The following is a 19,773-nucleotide window of genomic DNA, read 5'->3' on the forward strand; positions in this document are numbered from 1 at the left end:
TCGAATCTTGCGTAACTCTTTGTTTACCAAGGAGTTTTCCGTTTCGACTGCGCCGGAAGTGGGGCGAATTATAGACGTCCAGGATTTGCCGTCAACCTTTAATTTCGCTTATCTATCCAATAGTTAGGATTGGCTAAAAAACAACCAACTTTCTTCTATATAGAGCCCTTAATGACGCTCTATATAGAAGAGATGACTCAGATAACCCCAGCTTCTTTTAAAGCAGCCACATTCGCCGGCATCAACCCCAGCACTTCCTGCAACACCCTGACCGTATGCTCACCCAATAAAGGAGGCGCGCTGCGGTATTCCACAGGGGTCTTGGATAACCGTATAGGACTGGCAACCTGAGGCACCATCCCCGCCAGTGCGTGAGGCAACTCAATCGCCAGCCCGCGCGCCTTGACCTGGGCATCCGCGAATACCTGCGCCAGATCATTGATCGGCCCGCACGGCACGCCGACTCGCTCCAGTTGCGACACCCATTCAGCCGTCGTCTTGAACACCGTCGCCTGGCGAATCAAGGGAATCAGTTCCGCGCGATTGGCCACCCGCACCTTGTTGGTCGCGAAACGCGGATCATCCGCCCACTGCGGCTGACCTGCCACCTGCGCAAACTTACGGAACTGCCCGTCATTCCCCACCGTCAGGATGAAGTCGCCATCGGCCGTGGGAAAATCCTGATAAGGCACGATATTCGGATGTGCATTGCCCAAGCGCTTTGGCGGCACGCCTGTCGTCAGGTAGTTCATCGCCTGGTTGGCCAGACAAGCCACCTGCACGTCCAGCAGCGCCATATCAATATGTTGCCCGCCGCCGTCACGCTCGCGATGAGCCAGCGCCGCCAGGATCGCCACCGTCGAATAGAGCCCCGTAAGGATGTCAGTCAACGCCACCCCCACTTTCACCGGGCCCGCCCCCTCATCACCCTCAGGCCGCCCCGTCAGGCTCATGAGTCCGCCCAACCCCTGGATCATGAAGTCGTAGCCCGCACGCGCCGCATAAGGCCCCGTCTGGCCAAACCCCGTGATCGAGCAATAGATCAACGCCGGGTTGACCTCCTTCAGCGAGGCATAGTCCAGCCCATACGCCGCCAGGCCGCCCACCTTGAAGTTCTCGATCAGGATGTCGGACTTGGCCGCCAGGTCACGCACCAGCTTCTGCCCCTCCGGCTGCGTGAAGTCGATGGTCACCGACTCTTTGTTGCGGTTGGCCGACAAGTAATACGCCGCTTCACTGGTGTTCTCGCCATACGCGTCCTTGAGGAAGGGAGGGCCCCAGGCACGCGTGTCGTCACCATTGCCCGGCCGCTCGACCTTGATCACTTCGGCCCCAAGGTCCGCGAGGATCTGCCCGGCCCAAGGGCCCGCCAGTACTCGCGACAAATCCAGTACCCGCAGATGCGAAAGCGCGCCCATGCCCGTGCTCCTATTAATAGAACGCCTGAAGACCGGTTTGCGCGCGCCCCAGAATCAAGGCGTGTACATCGTGGGTACCTTCATAGGTGTTCACCACTTCCAGGTTGACCAGGTGACGCGCCACCCCGAACTCGTCGGAGATACCGTTGCCGCCCAGCATATCCCGCGCCATGCGTGCGATATCCAGCGACTTGCCGCAGGAATTGCGCTTCATGATCGACGTGATTTCCACCGCCGCAGTGCCTTCATCCTTCATCCGCCCCAGGCGCAGGCAGCCTTGTAGGGCCAGAGTGATCTCGGTCTGCATGTCCGCGAGCTTCTTCTGGATAAGCTGGGTCGCCGCCAATGGCCGACCGAACTGATGCCGATCAAGGGTGTATTGGCGAGCGGTATGCCAGCAGAACTCGGCAGCTCCCAGCGCGCCCCAGGAGATCCCGTAACGAGCGGAGTTAAGGCAGGTGAAGGGGCCTTTCAAGCCACGCACATCCGGGAAGATGTTCTCGTCGGGCACGAACACGTTGTCCATGACGATCTCGCCGGTAATGGAAGCCCGCAGGCCGACCTTGCCGTGAATCGCCGGAGCGCTCAGACCTTTCCAGCCTTTCTCCAGGACAAAACCGCGGATATCGCCGGCATCGTCCTTGGCCCACACCACGAACACATCGGCGATCGGGCTGTTGGTGATCCACATCTTGGCGCCGGTCAGGCTGTAGCCGCCATCCACCTTGCGTGCCCGGGTAATCATCGCGCCCGGGTCGGAACCGTGGTTAGGCTCGGTCAGACCGAAGCAACCGATCCATTCACCCGACGCCAGTTTCGGCAGGTATTTCTGTTTTTGCGCTTCGGTGCCGAACTCATTGATCGGCACCATGACCAGTGACGACTGCACACTCATCATCGAGCGATAGCCGGAGTCGACTCGCTCGACCTCACGCGCAATCAACCCGTAGCTGACGTAATTCAGGCCACTGCCGCCGTACTGCTCGGGAATCATCGCGCCCAACAGGCCGGTTTCGCCCATCTCACGGAAGATCGCCGGGTCGGTCTTTTCATGGCGGAAGGCTTCGAGCACCCTTGGCGCCAACTTGTCCTGGGCGAATTGCTCAGCACTGTCGCGCACCATGCGCTCTTCTTCGGTGAGCTGTTGATCCAGCAGCAGTGGATCGATCCAGTTGAAGCTTGCCTTGCCAGCCATGAATAAGTCCTCGCAAAGAAATCAGAAGTCGTGGATGCAGACTAGGCTCGGCAAGCGCAGAGGGCAAACGAGGTTTTTGCATAGGCTTGTGCTAATTTCTCACTCCGTAACGGCCGAGAAGGGCGCAAACGCGCCTTATAAGTGAGAACAAGGTACATGCGCAGAAAAATCCCCAGCACCACCGCCCTTGTCAGCTTTGAAGCTGCAGCCCGCCACGAGAGCTTTACCAAGGCAGCACAGGAGCTTTCCATCACTCAGGGCGCCATTTGCCGACAGATCGCCAGCCTCGAGGAGTTTTTGAGTGTCGAACTGTTTCGACGCTCGCGGCGTGGGGTCAAGCTGACAGAAGCGGGCCTGTCGTATAGCCGTCGTGTCGCCACGCAATTGGACGCGGTGGAGCGCGACACCTTGTCCGTCATGGGACAGCAGGGCGCGAATGTCATCGAGCTGGCGGTGGTGCCAACCTTTGGCACCCAATGGCTGATCCCTCGCCTCAAGGACTTTCAGCGCCAGCACCCGGAAGTCACGGTCAACCTCACCAACCGCACGCGCCCCTTCCTGTTTGCCGACACCGAATTCGACGCCGCGATCTATTTCGGTGATGCCGACTGGTCCGGTACCGAATCCCACCGGCTGATGGGAGAAAACCCGGTCCCGGTGTGCAGCCCGCGCTTACTCGGCAGCCGCGCACACTTCAGCCCCCAGGAAATCGCAGAACTGCCGCTGCTGCAGCAGACCACGCGGCCCTATGCCTGGCGCCAGTGGTTCAACGCGCAACAACTGAACATACCCCGCGACATGACAGGCCCCCGCTACGAGCTATTCTCGATGTTGTCCCAGGCGGCCATGCATGACATGGGCATTGCGCTGATTCCACCGTTCCTCATCCAGCGCGAACTGAACGAGCACCAACTGGTGATCGCGAGCCCTGAAGCACTGAGCAGTTCGAAGGCGTATTACTTGATGATTCCTGACAGGAAAGTCGAATCGGCCTCCCTGCACGCCTTCAGGGACTGGCTGATCGACCAGTCCCAGCGCTATAGCCCAGTAATCTAAGGGCGGAGCGGCATTTGTTGACTATGTAGTCAGCTAAAATAGAATCCTACAGATATATATAAATGTCGCATTCCAGCAAACTGTACCTGTTCGGCGAAAATGAGGCTAAAAGCCATGATTCTCATGGTTTGTAGCAACTATTACCGGCTAATGCCCGACTATTCACAACGGCGAGGGCGAAACTACCAAAAAACCGAAATACACCTTTAACCACTTGTATTTAAATAAGTTATCTCAAGGCATTGCGACAATCAGTCACAGGGTGACTTGTAGTTAATTTTTCGTCACCCGTCATAATCCCTTGAAGGCCGTAAAGTTCGCCTGCAAAATGCCGCGCCCCGCTGTCATTTCAGCGGGATCGTGCTGATCGGCCGCCCCAGATGCGCCACTCACGGTGCGCTGGCCTTTTTACAATAAGATCAAAAGCAAAAAGATCATGCAGGAGATTTCACGTGCACATTGGTGTTCCTCTCGAAACCCAGACCGGTGAAACGCGGGTGGCTGCCACCCCGGAAACCATCAAGAAGCTGATCGGCCAGGGCCATAAGGTCACTGTACAAAGCGGGGCGGGCATTAAAGCCAGCATCGTCGACAGTGCCTATGAAACGGCAGGTGCAACCATTGGCAGCGCCAGCGATGCATTTGGCGCGGAGCTGATCCTTAAAGTGGTTGCCCCCAGCGACAGCGAACTGACACTGATCAAAAGCGGCACCGTGCTGGTGGGCATGCTCAATCCGTTCAGCAATGAAACCATCGCCAAGCTGGCCGAGCAGGGCATCACGGCCTTCGCGCTCGAAGCCGCGCCGCGGACTTCGCGGGCCCAGAGCCTGGACGTGCTGTCGTCCCAGGCCAACATCGCCGGTTACAAGGCCGTGTTGCTCGCCGCCCATCATTACCCACGCTTCATGCCGATGCTGATGACTGCCGCCGGTACGGTAAAAGCCGCCCGTGTGTTGATCCTCGGCGCTGGCGTCGCGGGCCTGCAGGCCATCGCCACGGCGAAACGCCTGGGTGCAGTGATCGAAGCGTCTGACGTGCGCCCGGCCGTGAAAGAGCAGATCGAATCCCTCGGCGCCAAGTTCGTCGACGTGCCTTATGAGACCGACGAAGAGCGTGAATGCGCCGTCGGCGTCGGCGGTTACGCACGCCCGATGCCGACCAGCTGGATGCAACGCCAGGCCCTGGCGGTCCACGAACGCGCCAAGCAGGCCGACATCGTCATCACCACCGCCCTGATCCCGGGCCGCAAGGCTCCGACCCTGCTCAGCGCCGACACGGTTGCCCAGATGAAGCCAGGCTCAGTGGTGATCGACCTTGCCGCAGCCCAGGGCGGCAACTGCCCGCTGACCGTCGCCGACCAGGTGGTGGTGGAAAACGGCGTGATCATTTGCGGCCCGACCAACCTGGCGGGTGCCGTCGCCGCCGACGCATCGGCCCTGTATGCGCGCAACCTGCTGGACTTCCTGAAGCTGGTCTTCAACAAGGAAGGGCAGTTTGAAATCAACCTCGAAGACGACATCGTCGCCGCGTGCCTGATGTGCCGCGACGGCCAAGTCATCCGCAAAAACGCCTAAGCAGGGATTCAGACGATGGAAGAGCTTATCTCCCCCGGTATCTACAACCTGATCATCTTCGTGCTGGCGATTTATGTCGGTTACCACGTGGTCTGGAACGTTACCCCCGCACTGCACACGCCGTTGATGGCGGTGACCAACGCAATCTCGGCGATCGTGATCGTCGGCGCCATGCTGGCCGCTGCGCTGACCGTGACTCCGCTGGGCAAGACCATGGGCACGCTGGCCGTGGCCCTGGCGGCCGTCAACGTGTTCGGCGGCTTCCTGGTGACTCGCAGGATGCTTGAGATGTTCAAGAAGAAAGCCCCGAAAGTAAAAGAAGAGGCGCCGAAGTAATGAGCATGAATCTTGTCACGACGCTCTATCTGATCGCGTCGATCTGTTTCATCCAGGCCCTCAAAGGCCTGTCGCATCCGACCACTTCGCGGCGCGGCAACCTGTTCGGCATGCTCGGCATGGCGCTGGCGGTGCTCACCACCGTGGGCCTCATCTATAAGCTGGGCGCTGAGCTTGCCACTGCCGGCATCGGCTACGTGATCGTGGGCCTGCTGATCGGCGGCACCGCCGGCTCGATCATGGCCAAGCGCGTGGAAATGACCAAGATGCCGGAACTGGTCGCCTTCATGCACAGCATGATCGGCCTGGCCGCGGTGTTTATCGCCATTGCCGCCGTGGTCGAACCGCAATCCCTGGGCATCGTCAAACACCTGGGCGATGCGATCCCGGCCGGTAACCGCCTGGAACTGTTCCTCGGTGCCGCCATCGGCGCCATCACCTTCTCCGGTTCGGTGATCGCCTTCGGCAAGCTGTCGGGCAAGTACAAGTTCCGCCTGTTCCAAGGCGCACCGGTACAGTTCGGCGGCCAGCACAAACTGAACCTGGTGCTCGGCCTGACTACATTGGGGCTCGGCCTGACCTTCATGTTCACCGGCAACCTCTCTGCCTTCGCGCTGATGCTGGCCCTGGCGTTCGTGCTGGGCGTGCTGATCATCATCCCGATCGGCGGCGCCGACATGCCGGTAGTGGTGTCGATGCTCAACAGCTACTCCGGCTGGGCTGCGGCAGGGATCGGCTTCTCGCTGAACAACTCGATGCTGATCATCGCCGGCTCGCTGGTGGGCTCCAGCGGTGCGATCCTGTCCTACATCATGTGCAAGGCGATGAACCGCTCCTTCTTCAACGTGCTGCTCGGCGGTTTCGGCAATGCGCCGGATGCCGGTGCGGCGGCCGGCTCGAAAGAAGCGCGCCCGGTGAAGTCCGGCTCGGCCGACGACGCCACGTTCCTGCTGACCAACGCCGATACCGTGATCATCGTGCCGGGCTATGGCCTGGCAGTGGCACGGGCACAGCATGCGCTGAAGGAACTGACCGAGAAGCTGACCCACCGTGGCGTGACCGTGAAGTACGCGATCCACCCGGTGGCCGGCCGCATGCCCGGACACATGAACGTATTGCTGGCCGAGGCCGAAGTGCCTTACGACCAGGTGTTCGAGATGGAAGACATCAACTCCGAATTCGGCCAGGCTGACGTAGTACTGGTGCTCGGCGCGAACGACGTGGTCAACCCGGCCGCCAAGAACGATCCGAACTCGCCGATTGCCGGCATGCCGATCCTCGAAGCGTTCAAGGCCAAGACCATCATCGTCAACAAGCGCTCGATGGCCAGCGGCTATGCCGGCCTGGACAACGAACTGTTCTACCTGGACAAAACCATGATGGTCTTCGGCGACGCCAAGAAGGTTATCGAAGACATGGTCAAGGCTGTCGAGTAACACTGCGCCAGCGCAATACCCGAAACCCTGGCCTGCAGTAGGCTAGGGTTTTTTATTGCAGCATGAAAACCGACCAAAGGCCCTAAATCGCTGCCCGGCATTCGACCATGGTAGCGGGCCGAAAACTTTTGAAATCACTAAACTGCGCACCTTGCCTCCGTATCTCGAGATAACAATCCATGTACCGTGATCGTATCCGCTTGCCTTCGCTGTTGAACAAGGTCATGAGCGCGGCTGATGCCGCCGCACTGATCGAGGACGGCATGACCGTCGGGATGAGCGGCTTTACCCGTGCGGGTGAAGCCAAAGCCGTCCCTCAAGCTCTGGCCGAACGTGCCAAGACGTCGCCGCTGAAAATCACCCTGATGACCGGCGCCAGCCTGGGCAACGATCTCGACAAGCAACTGACCGAAGCCGGCGTACTGTCGCGACGCATGCCGTTCCAGGTCGACAGCACCCTGCGCAAGGCGATCAATGCCGGCGAGGTGATGTTCATCGACCAGCATTTGTCGGAAACCGTCGAACAACTGCGCAACAACCAGCTCAAGCTGCCTGACATTGCCGTGATCGAAGCCGTTGCGATCACCGAACAAGGCCATATCGTGCCGACCACTTCCGTGGGCAACTCGGCCAGTTTCGCGATTTTCGCCAAGCAAGTGATCGTCGAGATCAACATGGCGCACAACCCGAACCTGGAAGGCCTGCACGACATCTACATCCCGACCTATCGGCCGACACGCACGCCGATCCCGCTGGTAAAAGTCGACGACCGCATTGGCAGCACCGCGATCCCGATTCCGCCGGAGAAGATCGTCGCCATCGTGATCACCAACAAGGCTGACTCGCCTTCCACAGTGACGCCGCCGGACGCCGACACCCAAGGCATCGCCAGCCACCTGATCAACTTCCTCAAGCAGGAAGTGGACGCCGGCCGCATGACCAACAAGCTCGGCCCGCTGCAGGCCGGGATCGGCAACATCGCCAACGCCGTGATGTGTGGCTTGATCGATTCGCCGTTCGAAGACCTGACCATGTATTCGGAAGTGCTGCAGGACTCGACGTTCGACCTGATTGACGCCGGCAAGCTGAGCTTCGCCTCCGGCAGTTCGATCACCTTGTCGGAGCGGCGCAACAGCAACGTGTTCGGCAACCTGGAGCACTACAAGGACAAACTGGTGCTGCGCCCGCAAGAAATTTCCAACCACCCTGAAGTGGTTCGTCGCCTGGGCATCATCGCGATCAACACCGCGCTGGAGTTCGACATCTACGGCAACGTCAACTCCACGCACGTGTGCGGGACGCGGATGATGAACGGGATCGGCGGCTCGGGCGACTTCGCGCGTAACGCGCACCTGGCAATCTTCGTGACCAAGTCGATTGCCAAGGCCGGGGCGATTTCCAGCGTGGTGCCGATGGTCAGCCACGTCGACCACACCGAGCACGACGTCGACATCCTGGTGACCGAAGTGGGCCTCGCCGACTTGCGTGGCCTGGCGCCACGGGAGCGCGCACGGGTGATCATCGACAACTGCGTGCATCCGGACTACCGCGATGCGTTGAACAAATACTTCAACGCCGCTTGCGCGATTGGTGGCCACACCCCTCACGTCCTGCGCGAAGCCCTGAGCTGGCACATTAACCTGGAAGAAACCGGGCACATGCTCAAGGATTGATCGATACACAACCGAGCTGATGCACACAGTTTCATCAGCTCGGTTGCACCACCCTCCTTTCTGTAAAAAACTGTACTGCTGTACCGGTCTTTTCCTACCGAAATATCCCACACCCTTCTTCTAAAATGCCATTTTTGCACTGTTTCAGTGCGGACAGGTACAGTTGCCCCATTTCCGTACAGTACAGCCGCTATAAACAGTTAACTGGCCCCTCACAATACAGGTGAACTGTATCTAGAGAGTCTTGCGCGGGAGGAGGATCATTGGCATCAGTTAAACCACTACCTAATCCCGCCACAAGCGGAAGGATGTCATCATGGAACGTACACTCAGTTCCGATCTGTTCTTTGAAGAAAAAGCTGTAAGCACCCAGGCTTCCCTGCCTCTGCGCGTTATCGCCAACCTGATGCTGTGGCAGCGCCGCATCTCCAGCCGCCATCAACTGGCTCGTCTGGATTCGCGTCTGCTGGCTGACGCAGGTATCAGCGAAGCACAACGCTACGAAGAGCTGAGCAAGCCGTTCTGGCGCTAATGAGCGCTCGCTGGCCCTGACCCACCGGGTCCCCAGCCAGCAACCTGATTCGTTAAGCAAAGCCCGCCCCGGGTCACCGGAGGCGGGCTTTGTTGTGTCTGGGCCCGGGTGTTTTCGGCCCCGAACAGATCGCTTGCAAAGCAACCAGTACAGTTAAACTATTATAACAATTAGGCAGTACAATTTAGCGCCGGTGTATCTGTATCGGTCGAAACGATCCGCTCAACATGGTCTTCCAAAAAAAAGACCCTGTAAGGCGCTCCCCATGCACCCACAAACCCCGCGCACCACGTTGTTACGCCGCACCGTCGCCACGCTCGCCAGGTGGCGGCAACAGGCCCGAGAACGACACCAACTGGCCCAGCTCGACCCGCGAGAGCTGTCCGACGCGGGTATCAGCCCCGGCGAGCGCCAGGTCGAGCTGTCCAAGCCGTTCTGGCGTGACTAGACAGTCAAGACGCTTTTCGAATGGACAGGCCGCGGCTTAATATCCGGTCACCACGTGGCGAACCGTGTAGAACGGGCGTCTGATGCTCAATGGCATCCACATCCGTTTCACAGTGGCCGCTGCGCGTGACCTTATTTGTTCATCTACAGGAGTAACCCCATGTCCCGTCTTCGCCTGCTGAGTGCCGCCGCCCTGTTGGCCCTCGCCGCCAACGCCCATGCGTCCAGCCTCATCGTGACGACCGACTCGATCGTCGGCGCATTGAAAGCCACCTCCGATGCCAGTTCCGATGCCACCTCCTCCCTGCGTGACAACAAGGTCGTGCGCGCCGCCCGTGACGACGCCGCCAGCTTCGTCGCCAGCCAAGGCGCCATTCGTGGGGTCAAACTGGAAAGCGCTCTGGCACAGATCCGCCAGCAAGCGCCACAACTGAGCGCTGCGACAGACGCACAACTGGCCCAGGCCATTCTGGCCATCTGAAAACCCGTCGGAACAAGGGAGCGCCAGCCGCTCCCGGATGCCTCGACGCTGGCTCTCGCCCGGGCATTGCGCTAGCCTTGGCGCTCGCTTTCAGTTGTCGAGTCCCATGGCTTTTTCATACCGCCTAGTGCTGGTTCCCGTGATGTTTGCTGCCGGCTGGTCGCCATTGGCTTCGGCCTTTGATCTGTCCACCCAGAGCACTGTGGTGAGCGCTTATGCCACCAGCAAAGTGACCTCCGCGCCGTTTGACCGAAAGTGGGTGCTGGCCGCCCAGGATGACGCTGCCGCATTCATTGCCACTGACGGCCGATGGCGGGGGGCTCGGCTGGAATCAGCGCTGGATCGTCTGCGCCGCAGCCAACCAAAACTTAACGCCAGCGACCTTGAACTGGCGCAAGCAATTCTCGTCCAATAATCATCTTTGTATTTCGGAGTCATTCCATGCGTAGCCCGCTGATCGCCGCCGCTCTCGGCCTGCTGTTGTTGACCGATGTCGCCCACGCGCAGACCTTGAAGGCCACCAGTAATATCATCGTCCGCGCCTCCGCGCGCACCATTGATTTCACCTCGGACACCACCACCTCCATCCGCGACTCCAAAATCGTGCGCGAAGCCCACGATGACGCCGCCAGCTTCGTCGCCAGCAACGGCGAGATCCGTGGCGCACAACTCGAAGCCGCCTTCGACACCCTGCGCACCCGCGTGCCGGAAGCCCGTGATGCCAGCGACCAGACCCTCGCCGAAGCCATTCTCGCGCTGTGAGGCGTCTCATCGCCTGGCTCCTGGCCGGGGCTGTGCTGTTGTGTGCCGGCGCAGCCCAGGCCAGCCTGCAACTGCGGCTCATTACCGAAGGTTTGAGCCCAGCCGAACAGCAGGCCAGCCAGGCGTTGCTCGATGAAGCGCTGCGCTCACTGCCGCCGCGCTTCATCGAACAGTTGGACCGGCGCATCGATGTCGGCTGGACCGACAAGATGCCCGCCAACGCCTACGGCCAGGCCTCCCTGGTGTCCGAGCTGGACCTCAACCGCAACCTGCTCGCCAGCCTGACCGACGGCAGCGCCGCCACCCGCAAGACCAACCGCCCCCACGGCACCGTGCGCCGGGAAATGCTCGCCACCGTGCTGCATGAACTGACCCACATCTACGACCGTGCGCGCCTGTGGCCCAGCGACGAGCGCGCGCTGATCCGACGCTGCAGCCGCCAGAACAACATCACCGGCCTGGTCGGACTGCCCGATCAATGCCGTGGCCAGAACGACCGCCGCTTCACCCTCAGCGACGACCCGCGCCTGCTCGACCTCGCCGGCTGGCCGCAATACGTCGGCCGCCGCGGTGAGCGCGAGCAGCACAACCGCCAGGTCGCGCGCAGCCCGGACCTCTACGAAACCAGCAGCCCGCTGGAGTTCGTCGCGGTCAATATGGAATATTTCCTCCTCGACCCGAGCTACGCCTGCCGCCGCCCCGCGCTGTTCCGCTATTACAAGGAACACTTTGGCTGGGCGCCGCCCGCGCAAGACACCTGCGCCAAGACCTACGCCTTCCTCAACGCCGGCAACGATTTCGCCAAGACGCCCCTGGGCCATGTCGACCCGGAACGGGTCTACGAAATCGATTACCTGCTCGCCGAAGCCAACCAGAACCTGGTCAGTCGCTGGGGCCACAGCATGTTGCGCCTGGTGATCTGCGCGCCGGGGCGCCCTCGCGGCCCGGACTGTCGGCTGGATCTGGACCAGCATCTGGTGTTGTCCTACCGCGCCTTTGTCGGTGACGTACAACTGTCGAGCTGGGACGGCCTGGTGGGCAAGTACCCGTCACGGCTGTTCGTGTTGCCGCTGGCCCAGGTCATCGACGAGTACACCAAGACCGAGTTGCGCGGCCTCGCCTCGGTGCCGCTGAAGCTGACGCGCCGGGAGATCGAGGACACCGTCGAACACGCGGCCGAAATGCACTGGAGCTACGACGGCAACTACTTCTTCCTGTCCAACAACTGCGCGGTCGAAGGCCTGAAACTGTTACGCAGCGGCAGCGCCAACCCGCAACTGACCGGTCTGGACAACATCACGCCCAACGGGCTGCTGGAGGTCCTGCAGGCGCGCGGCCTGGCCGATACCAGCGTGTTGAACGACAAGCGCGAGGCGCTGCGTCTGGGCTATCACTTCGACTCGTTCCGCGAGCGCTACCAAGCGATGTTCGACGTGCTGCGCAAGCGCCTGCCGATCCAACAGACCCAGGTCGAAGACTGGCTGTCCCTGAGCGCGCAAGAGCGCCGCCACTGGTTCGAGCAGGCCGACCTGCGCACCAGCGCCGCATTACTGCTGCTGGAACAGGCAAGCTTTCGCAAGCAATTGATGCTGGCCCAGGACGAAGTCAAACAACGCTACCTCGGCGCCCGCGAGCTGAAAAATGGCGGCATGGAGAAAGCCAACGCCACGCTGCAGCAGATTCTCGCCAACAGCGGCTTCCTCAGCCGCCCGGCAGAACTGCTGGGCAGCGGTGGCTACGGCTTGCCGCAACCTTCGGAGTCCAAGCGGCTGGAATCGGAAAGTGCCGAGCGCCAGAAACAGCTGCAATCCCTGACCGGCGAACTGGATAAAGAGGTGAGGGCGCTGCTGGACCCGTCCCGCGCCGCCGAGATTGCCGCGTGCGAAGCCAACCTCAAGCAGGTTGGCGAACATCTGCGCAAACTGCACAAAGCAGCGGGCGGCCTCGAATTGCCCTGAAAATTTGCGCATACACCAGCTGAATGTGGGAGCAAGCCCCCTCCCACATGTTGATCTGCGCAGGCCTGGAGACCGTGTGTCATTTCCACCTCACCTGTTTGATCAACGAAAGCTGGCTGAAAGCTTACGCGTCTAGGATCGCCCCCACTGCCGGCAACAGACCGGCTGTTAACAACAACAATGGTGATTCCCGATGTCCGCTCGCTCCCGCCTGTTCGCCCCAACTCCTCCCGTAAGCCTCGTGCCTCTCGTTCTGCGCTGACCCCACCCGGTTCGCCATTCCTTAGCCGCGCTACGCCTGGAGTATTCCTATGCTGACTTTCCTTGGCTTTGCCATGGTCATCACGTTCATGTTCCTGATCATGACCAAGCGCCTGTCCGCGCTGATCGCCCTGATCATCGTGCCGATTCTGTTCGCGCTGTTCGGCGGTTTTGCGCCGAAGATCGGCCCGATGATGCTCGAAGGCATCACCAAGCTCGCGCCGACCGGCGTGATGCTGATGTTCGCCATCCTCTACTTTGCCCTGATGATCGACTCCGGCCTGTTCGACCCGGCCGTGCGCAAGATCCTCAAGATGGTCAAGGGCGACCCGCTGAAAGTCTCGGTCGGCACCGCCGTGCTGGCCTTGGTGGTGTCCCTCGACGGTGACGGCGCCACCACCTACATGATCTGCGTGGCCGCGATGCTGCCGCTGTACCAGCGCATCGGCATGAGCCCGCGGATCATGGCCGGCCTGATCATCCTCGCCGGTGGCGTGATGAACATGACGCCCTGGGGCGGCCCGACCGCTCGCGCCGCGAGTGCGCTGCATGTGGACCCGTCAGACATCTTCGTCCCGATGATCCCGGCCATGGCCGCCGGCGTGGTCGCGATCCTGGTGATCGCTTACATGTACGGCAAGCGCGAACGTGCGCGCCTGGGTGAACTGCACCTGCAGGGCGACGAGATCGATCACAGCGAAATCAGCGTGTCGCAATACCCGGATGCCCGCCGTCCGAAGCTGATCTGGTTCAACGGCGTGCTGACCCTGGCGCTGATGTGTACGTTGATCGCCGGCCTGTTGCCACTGCCGGTGCTGTTCATGGTGGCGTTCAGTATCGCGATGATCGTCAACTACCCGTGCCTGCAACAGCAGAAAGACCGCGTCGCCGCCCATGCCGGCAGCGTACTGGCCGTGGTGGGGTTGATCTTCGCTGCAGGGATTTTCACCGGCATCCTGTCGGGCACCGGCATGGTCGACGCCATGTCCAAGAGCCTGCTGGCGGTCATTCCAGAAGCCCTGGGCCCTTACCTGGCGGTGATTACCGCGCTGGTGAGCATGCCGTTCACCTTCTTCATGTCCAACGATGCGTTCTACTATGGCGTACTGCCGGTGCTGGCCGAAGCCGCCAGTCACTATGGCATCACCGCCGTGGAAATGGCCCGCGCCTCCATCGTCGGCCAACCCGTACACTTGCTCAGCCCGTTGGTGCCATCGACTTACCTGCTGGTGGCCCTGGCCGGTATCGAATTCGGCGATCACCAGCGCTTCACCCTGAAGTGGGCAGTGCTGGTGTGCCTGTGCATAATGTTCGCGGCGTTGCTGATGGGGATTTTTCCGCTGTTCAGCACTCTATAATCGTACCGACTCACCGCGCGGCGCTGCAGCTGGCGCGGTTTAACACTCGCTTAAAGGAATACACATGGAATGGCTGACCAATCCGGAAATCTGGATTGCCTTCTTCACCCTGACGGCCCTCGAGATCGTCCTGGGCATCGATAACATCATCATGATTTCGATCCTGGTCAGCCGCATGCCCAAGCACATGCAGGCGCGTACCCGGATCTTCGGCCTGGCCCTGGCCATGGTCACGCGAATCCTGTTGCTGCTGTCCATCACTTGGGTCATGCGCCTGACCGACGACCTGTTCGTGGTCTTCGGCCAGGGCATTTCCGGGCGCGACCTGATCCTGTTCTTCGGTGGTTTGTTCCTGCTGTGGAAAAGCTCCCAGGAGATGTACCACGCCCTGGAAGGTGAAGACGAAACCCACGAAGAGCCCAAAGGCGCCGGTGGCAAGTTCATCTACACCATCATCCAGATCGCGATCATCGACATCGTGTTCTCCCTGGACTCGGTGATCACTGCCGTCGGCATGGTGTCCCACGTGCCGGTGATGATCGCGGCGATCGTGGTCGCGGTGCTGGTGATGATGGCAGCGGCCGGCACCATCAGTGACTTCATCGACAAGCACCCGTCGCTGAAGATGCTGGCGCTGTCGTTCCTGGTAGTGGTGGGTACCGTGCTGATCGCCGAATCCTTCGACGTGCATGTGCCTAAAGGCTACGTCTACTTCGCCATGGCGTTCTCGCTGGCGGTGGAAGCGGTGAACATCAAGATGCGTACCGCCATCGCGAAAAAGAAGAAACAGCAGGACCCTGTGAAACTGCGCAAGGACATTCCGGGTCAATAATCTTGATCCGCTGCTGAAATGGGGCGTTCGCGCCCCATTTTTTCATCTGCACAAAACTGACTTCATGACAGTTTTGTTTCAAACCCGACTTTAGCTATGCGATGCTGGCGCACAGCCCTTTCGCCAACTACAGCTTAAGTACAAGACGTAGAACGGCACGCGGCAATTCTCATTGGCTCCTGTTGGAGCCCACCCACACGGGGGGCCGAGCATGCTGACCTTGCTCAATCTGCTTTCCGCCGTGACCCTGCTGATCTGGGGCACGCATATCGTCCGTACCGGCATCCTGCGGGTCTACGGTTCCAACCTGCGCCACGTCATCGGGCAAAACATGTCCAAGCGCTGGCTGGCGTTCGTCGCCGGTATCCTGGTAACGGCCATGGTGCAGAGCAGCAACGCCACCGCCATGCTGGTCACATCGTTTGTCGGCCAGGGCCTGATGGGGCTGATGCCTGCCCTGGCGACCATGCTCGGCGCCGACGTCGGGACGGCACTGATGGCCCGGGTGCTCACCCTGGACCTGTCCTGGCTGTCGCCGCTGCTGATCTTTCTCGGGGTGATCTTCTTCCTCTCGCGCAAGCAGACACGGGCCGGGCAATTGGGTCGGGTCGGAATCGGCCTCGGGCTGATCATCCTCGCCCTGCAATTGATCGTCGAAGCCGCCGGGCCGATTACCCACGCACAGGGCGTGAAGGTGCTGTTCGCCTCACTGACCGGCGACATCCTGCTCGATGCGCTGGTCGGCGCGTTGTTCGCGATGATTTCCTACTCCAGCCTCGCCGCCGTACTGCTGACCGCCACCCTGGCCGGCGCCGGAGTGATCGGCTTGCACGTGGCCATCGGCCTGGTGATCGGCGCCAACATCGGCAGCGGCGTGCTGGCCTTCCTCAGCACCAACATGCAGAACGCCGCCGGACGCCAGGTGGCCCTGGGCAGCCTGTTGTACAAATTGATCGGCCTGTTGCTGATCATCCCGGTGCTCGACCCGCTCGTGTTGTGGATGGACAGCCTGGATTACAGCGCCCAAGGCATGGTCATCAGCTTCCACCTGCTCTACAACGTCAGTCGCTGCCTGATCCTGCTACCGAGCATCGGCCCGATGGCCCGGGTCTGCGCGTGGTTGCTGCCCGAACGGGAAGAGACCAACGGCAAGGCCACGCCGCGCCACCTGGACCTCGCCGCCCTGGCCACGCCAAGCCTGGCGCTGGCCAACGCGGTGCGGGAAACCCTGCGCCTGGGCGACCTGATCGACAACATGCTCACCGCAATGCTCGAAGTGCTGCGCGGCAAACAGACGGCCATCACCCAGGAAATGCGCAGCCTCAGCGACGACGTCGAGGCGCTCTACAGCGCGATCAAACTCTACCTGGCGCAAATGCCCCGCGAAGACCTCAGCGAACAGGACAACCGCCGCTGGGCCGAGATCATCGAGCTGTCGATCAACCTGAAACTGGCCGGCGACCTGATCGAACGCATGCTGCGCAAAGTCCAGCAGCAGAAAACGTCCCAGCGTCGCCAGTTCTCCGAAGTGGGCCTGGAAGAACTCACCGGCCTGCACAGCCAACTGATTGCCAACCTGCGCCTGGGCCTGTCGGTATTCCTCAGTGCCGACCCGGAAAGCGCACGCCAATTGCTGCGCGAGAAACGCCGCTTCCGCGCCCAGGAGCGGCGCCTGGCCCATGCCCACGTCAGTCGCCTGCAACGCAAGATCGTACAGAGCCTGGAGACCAGTTCCCTGCATTTGGAACTGATTGCCGACATGAAACGCTTGAACTCATTGTTTTGCAGCAGTGCTTATGTAGTCTTGGAAACGTCCGACACCGGCGCGCTGTCCGCCGAAGATATTGCCGACATCACACATTCGCCCTGAACGTAAGACGGCCGCTGAAGTCAGTTAACACTGACCTCACTCGCCAGGAAGCCAGTTATGCGTCGCCTGTTACTCGCCTGCCTGCTCATGGGCTCTGCACACGCCTTTGCCTTTGACCGCCTGCACGTCGAGGGTTACACCTTGCCCAACGGCCTGCAACTGCTGCTCAAACCGGGCACCGAACGCGGGCATGTGGCGATTCGCCTGGTGGTCGGCGTGGGCCTGGATGACTTCCGCTGCGAAGACAAGGAACTGCCGCACCTGCTCGAACACTTGTTGTTCAGCGGTATCGACGGCGGCGGCGAAGGCGACCTCGAAGAACGCATGCAAGCCCTGGGCGGCGAGTGGAACGCCTACACCAGCAACGCCGACACCACCTTCGTGATCGAGGCGCCCGCGCAAAACCAGCGCAAGGTCCTGGACCTGCTGCGGGCGATCCTCACCCGCACCGAACTGACCGACGCCCATATCAATGCCGCCAAGCAGGTGGTCGAGCGCGAAGACGGCGGCCATTACTCGCACCTGCAACGCCTGCTGGACCGCCAGGACCTGGGCCACACCGCCAGCAACCAATTGGCGGTCGAACTGGGCCTCAAGTGCGCCGAACGCGCCGAGGCCGGCCAGTTGACCCGCGACCAGTTGGAGCAACTGCGCAAAAACTGGTACGCCCCCAACAACATGACGCTGATCATCGTCGGCGACCTCGACAAACTGCTGCCGGCCTATCTGGAACGCACTTATGGCCAACTTGTCCCGGTCGAGCCCACCGAGCATCTGGCCCTGCCGGAAATCCAGCACGCCGCCGCCAACCGCCGCGATCTGATCCATGGCTGGGTCGGCAACGGCGCCAAACTGCACTGGTTGTTCCCCGAGCCGGTACTCGACGACCTGCATGACGAAACCTACAACCTGCTCAAGGACTACCTCGACTGGGCGCTGTATCGCCAACTGCGCCTCAAGCACGGTTTGTCCTACGGCCCGTGGAGCGAACGCGAAGTGCTCGGCGGCGTCGGTTTCCTCAGCCTGAATGCCGACCTCGAACGGGAAAACCTCGCCGAAGCCGAACAGGTGTTGCAAGACCTCACGGCCCAACTGCTCAAGGACGGCCTCGACCCGGCGGCATTCGCCCGCCTGCAAAACGCCGCCATCGCACGCCAGGCCTGGGCCGTGCAGGGCAACAGCGCGCTGGCCGACTATTACTGGAGCGCCTCGGGCGACTACGACAACGGTCACTTCAGCGACCCGGTCAAACGCATCAAGGCCGTGAGCCTGACGCAGACCAACCAGGCCATGCGCCAACTCTTCAAGCAGCCGGGCTACTGGCGCATCGAGAAACCGCTGCTGAGCTACGACATGCTGAACTGGATCGGCGCCGGTGTGCTCGGGCTGATCGCGATTGGAGTGATCGGCGTGCGCAGTTATCGCAAACGGATCGCGTAATGAGGCACCGCACCCAGGGCTAAGACGTTATTCTGTCTGGGATTTTTCCTACAAAGACTGTGACCGCCGAATGCCGAACCTGAACCACTACATCCAGCGCATCCTCGAACTGATGAAGCGCTACCCAGGGGTGATTGCACTCGGCGGTTTCATCTCGGGGGTGAGCAGCTTCATTCTGGTGGACCGCCAGCAGGGCATGGCCAGCTGGATCGCGGTGATCATGCTGGTGAGCTGGCTGTGGCTGATGCTGGAAAACAGCTTTACCCAGCTGTTCACCAAACTCTTCAAGCGCGAAATCCCCGAACCGCTGCTGCGTTACGCCACCCAGATGATCCACCAGGAAAGTCTGTTTTTCGTGCTGCCGTTCTTTTTCATCACCACCACCTGGAACAGCGGCCAATCGATCTTCACCGGGCTGCTCGGCGCGGCGGCGCTGGTGTCGATCACCGACCCGCTGTATTACAAGTGGCTGGCGCCCAAACGCTCGCTGTTCCTCGCCTTGCACACCTTGACCCTGTTCGCCGCGCTGCTCACCGCGCTGCCGATCATCCTGCACCTGACCACCGCCGAGAGTTACAAGCTGGCCCTCGGCGTGGCCATGGTCCTGTCGATCCCGAGCCTGGCCGTAAGCCTGCCGCTGCGCAGCGTCAAAGGCTGGGCGATGCTGCTCGGGGTCACGGCCGCGATTGGCTGTGCCGGATGGTTCCTACGCAGTTGGGTTCCACCGGCCACCTTGTGGATGACCGAAGTGGCGATCAGCACCCAGTTGCAAGACCGCACACCCGGCGACGATCTCAAAGAGGTCAGCGCCGCCCAACTGCGCAGCGGCGGGCTGTATGCCTATACCGCGATCAATGCCCCGCGCGGGCTGGATGAGCGGATCTACCATGTGTGGAAATTCAACGGCCAGGAAGTCGACCGCATCGCCCTGGATATCCACGGCGGGCGCAAGGAAGGCTACCGCGCCTGGACCCACAAGCAGAACTTCCCGGCCGACTCCGTGGGGCGCTGGCAAGTCCGGGTGCTGACCGAGGACGGGCAGGTGATCGGTGTGCTGCGCTTCAAAGTGACTGACACAGCACAAACGGACAACCCAAAGTAAGCTGTATCGTGCTATTACGTAGGCATTGTGGATAGCCAGACA

The 19,773-nt window shown here is 61.0% G+C and carries 18 protein-coding genes; 16 read left to right on the forward strand and 2 right to left on the reverse strand.

Features of this window, described 5'->3' with window-relative positions; genetic code table 11:
• Positions 1 to 197: 197 nt before the first annotated feature.
• Complete coding sequence (locus C8K66_RS19770) at positions 198 to 1,418, reverse strand: CaiB/BaiF CoA-transferase family protein (RefSeq protein ID WP_046381519.1); 1,221 nt, start codon at positions 1,416 to 1,418, stop codon at positions 198 to 200.
• Positions 1,419 to 1,431: 13 nt separating this feature from the next.
• Positions 1,432 to 2,613 (reverse strand): acyl-CoA dehydrogenase, encoded by a 1,182-nt coding sequence (locus C8K66_RS19775; RefSeq protein WP_017849059.1) that lies wholly within the window; start codon positions 2,611 to 2,613, stop codon positions 1,432 to 1,434.
• A 156-nt stretch (positions 2,614 to 2,769) separates the two neighbouring features.
• Here C8K66_RS19775 and C8K66_RS19780 point away from each other — a divergent pair, with 156 nt between their 5' ends.
• The 16 genes from C8K66_RS19780 to C8K66_RS19855 all read left to right on the forward strand — a co-directional run bounded on the left by C8K66_RS19780 (position 2,770) and on the right by C8K66_RS19855 (position 19,731).
• On the forward strand, positions 2,770 to 3,669 hold the full coding sequence (locus C8K66_RS19780; protein ID WP_057004954.1) for a LysR family transcriptional regulator: 900 nt from the start codon (positions 2,770 to 2,772) through the stop codon (positions 3,667 to 3,669).
• 452 nt (positions 3,670 to 4,121) lie between these two features.
• Complete coding sequence (locus C8K66_RS19785; RefSeq protein ID WP_046381520.1) at positions 4,122 to 5,243, forward strand: Re/Si-specific NAD(P)(+) transhydrogenase subunit alpha; 1,122 nt, start codon at positions 4,122 to 4,124, stop codon at positions 5,241 to 5,243.
• A 15-nt stretch (positions 5,244 to 5,258) separates the two neighbouring features.
• Positions 5,259 to 5,579 carry an NAD(P) transhydrogenase subunit alpha gene (locus C8K66_RS19790; RefSeq protein WP_003187417.1) on the forward strand — a complete coding sequence of 107 codons (321 nt, stop codon included), beginning with the start codon at positions 5,259 to 5,261 and terminating at the stop codon, positions 5,577 to 5,579.
• Entirely contained in the window at positions 5,579 to 7,015 is a 1,437-nt protein-coding gene (locus C8K66_RS19795; RefSeq protein ID WP_017849056.1) for an NAD(P)(+) transhydrogenase (Re/Si-specific) subunit beta, read from the forward strand. Before C8K66_RS19790 ends, C8K66_RS19795 begins: the two co-directional genes overlap by 1 nt.
• A gap of 179 nt (positions 7,016 to 7,194) precedes the next feature.
• On the forward strand, positions 7,195 to 8,688 hold the full coding sequence (locus tag C8K66_RS19800; protein ID WP_017849055.1) for an acetyl-CoA hydrolase/transferase family protein: 1,494 nt from the start codon (positions 7,195 to 7,197) through the stop codon (positions 8,686 to 8,688).
• A 316-nt stretch (positions 8,689 to 9,004) separates the two neighbouring features.
• On the forward strand, positions 9,005 to 9,220 hold the full coding sequence (locus tag C8K66_RS19805; protein WP_017849054.1) for a DUF1127 domain-containing protein: 216 nt from the start codon (positions 9,005 to 9,007) through the stop codon (positions 9,218 to 9,220).
• 265 nt (positions 9,221 to 9,485) lie between these two features.
• Positions 9,486 to 9,668 carry a DUF1127 domain-containing protein gene (locus tag C8K66_RS19810; RefSeq protein ID WP_046381521.1) on the forward strand — a complete coding sequence of 61 codons (183 nt, stop codon included), beginning with the start codon at positions 9,486 to 9,488 and terminating at the stop codon, positions 9,666 to 9,668.
• Positions 9,669 to 9,827: 159 nt separating this feature from the next.
• On the forward strand, positions 9,828 to 10,148 hold the full coding sequence (locus C8K66_RS19815) for a DUF2388 domain-containing protein (RefSeq protein WP_017849052.1): 321 nt from the start codon (positions 9,828 to 9,830) through the stop codon (positions 10,146 to 10,148).
• A gap of 106 nt (positions 10,149 to 10,254) precedes the next feature.
• On the forward strand, positions 10,255 to 10,563 hold the full coding sequence (locus C8K66_RS19820; protein ID WP_046381522.1) for a DUF2388 domain-containing protein: 309 nt from the start codon (positions 10,255 to 10,257) through the stop codon (positions 10,561 to 10,563).
• A gap of 26 nt (positions 10,564 to 10,589) precedes the next feature.
• Positions 10,590 to 10,910 carry a DUF2388 domain-containing protein gene (locus C8K66_RS19825; RefSeq protein WP_017849050.1) on the forward strand — a complete coding sequence of 107 codons (321 nt, stop codon included), beginning with the start codon at positions 10,590 to 10,592 and terminating at the stop codon, positions 10,908 to 10,910.
• A complete protein-coding gene (locus tag C8K66_RS19830; RefSeq protein WP_108525744.1) occupies positions 10,907 to 12,868 on the forward strand; it encodes a DUF4105 domain-containing protein in 1,962 nt (653 codons plus the stop codon). The genes C8K66_RS19825 and C8K66_RS19830 overlap by 4 nt, the downstream gene beginning before the upstream one ends.
• 311 nt (positions 12,869 to 13,179) lie before the next feature.
• Complete coding sequence (locus tag C8K66_RS19835) at positions 13,180 to 14,487, forward strand: CitMHS family transporter (RefSeq protein WP_017849048.1); 1,308 nt, start codon at positions 13,180 to 13,182, stop codon at positions 14,485 to 14,487.
• A gap of 64 nt (positions 14,488 to 14,551) precedes the next feature.
• On the forward strand, positions 14,552 to 15,319 hold the full coding sequence (locus C8K66_RS19840) for a TerC family protein (protein WP_017849047.1): 768 nt from the start codon (positions 14,552 to 14,554) through the stop codon (positions 15,317 to 15,319).
• Positions 15,320 to 15,530: 211 nt separating this feature from the next.
• Complete coding sequence (locus tag C8K66_RS19845; RefSeq protein WP_046381524.1) at positions 15,531 to 17,189, forward strand: Na/Pi cotransporter family protein; 1,659 nt, start codon at positions 15,531 to 15,533, stop codon at positions 17,187 to 17,189.
• A 57-nt stretch (positions 17,190 to 17,246) separates the two neighbouring features.
• Positions 17,247 to 18,629 (forward strand): pitrilysin family protein, encoded by a 1,383-nt coding sequence (locus C8K66_RS19850; protein ID WP_108525746.1) that lies wholly within the window; start codon positions 17,247 to 17,249, stop codon positions 18,627 to 18,629.
• Between the two features lie 70 nt (positions 18,630 to 18,699).
• A complete protein-coding gene (locus C8K66_RS19855; protein WP_017849044.1) occupies positions 18,700 to 19,731 on the forward strand; it encodes a DUF5924 family protein in 1,032 nt (343 codons plus the stop codon).
• The last annotated feature ends 42 nt before the right edge of the window (positions 19,732 to 19,773 follow it).

The organism is Pseudomonas sp. GV105, from assembly GCF_003058185.1.
Taxonomy (GTDB): domain Bacteria; phylum Pseudomonadota; class Gammaproteobacteria; order Pseudomonadales; family Pseudomonadaceae; genus Aquipseudomonas; species Aquipseudomonas veronii.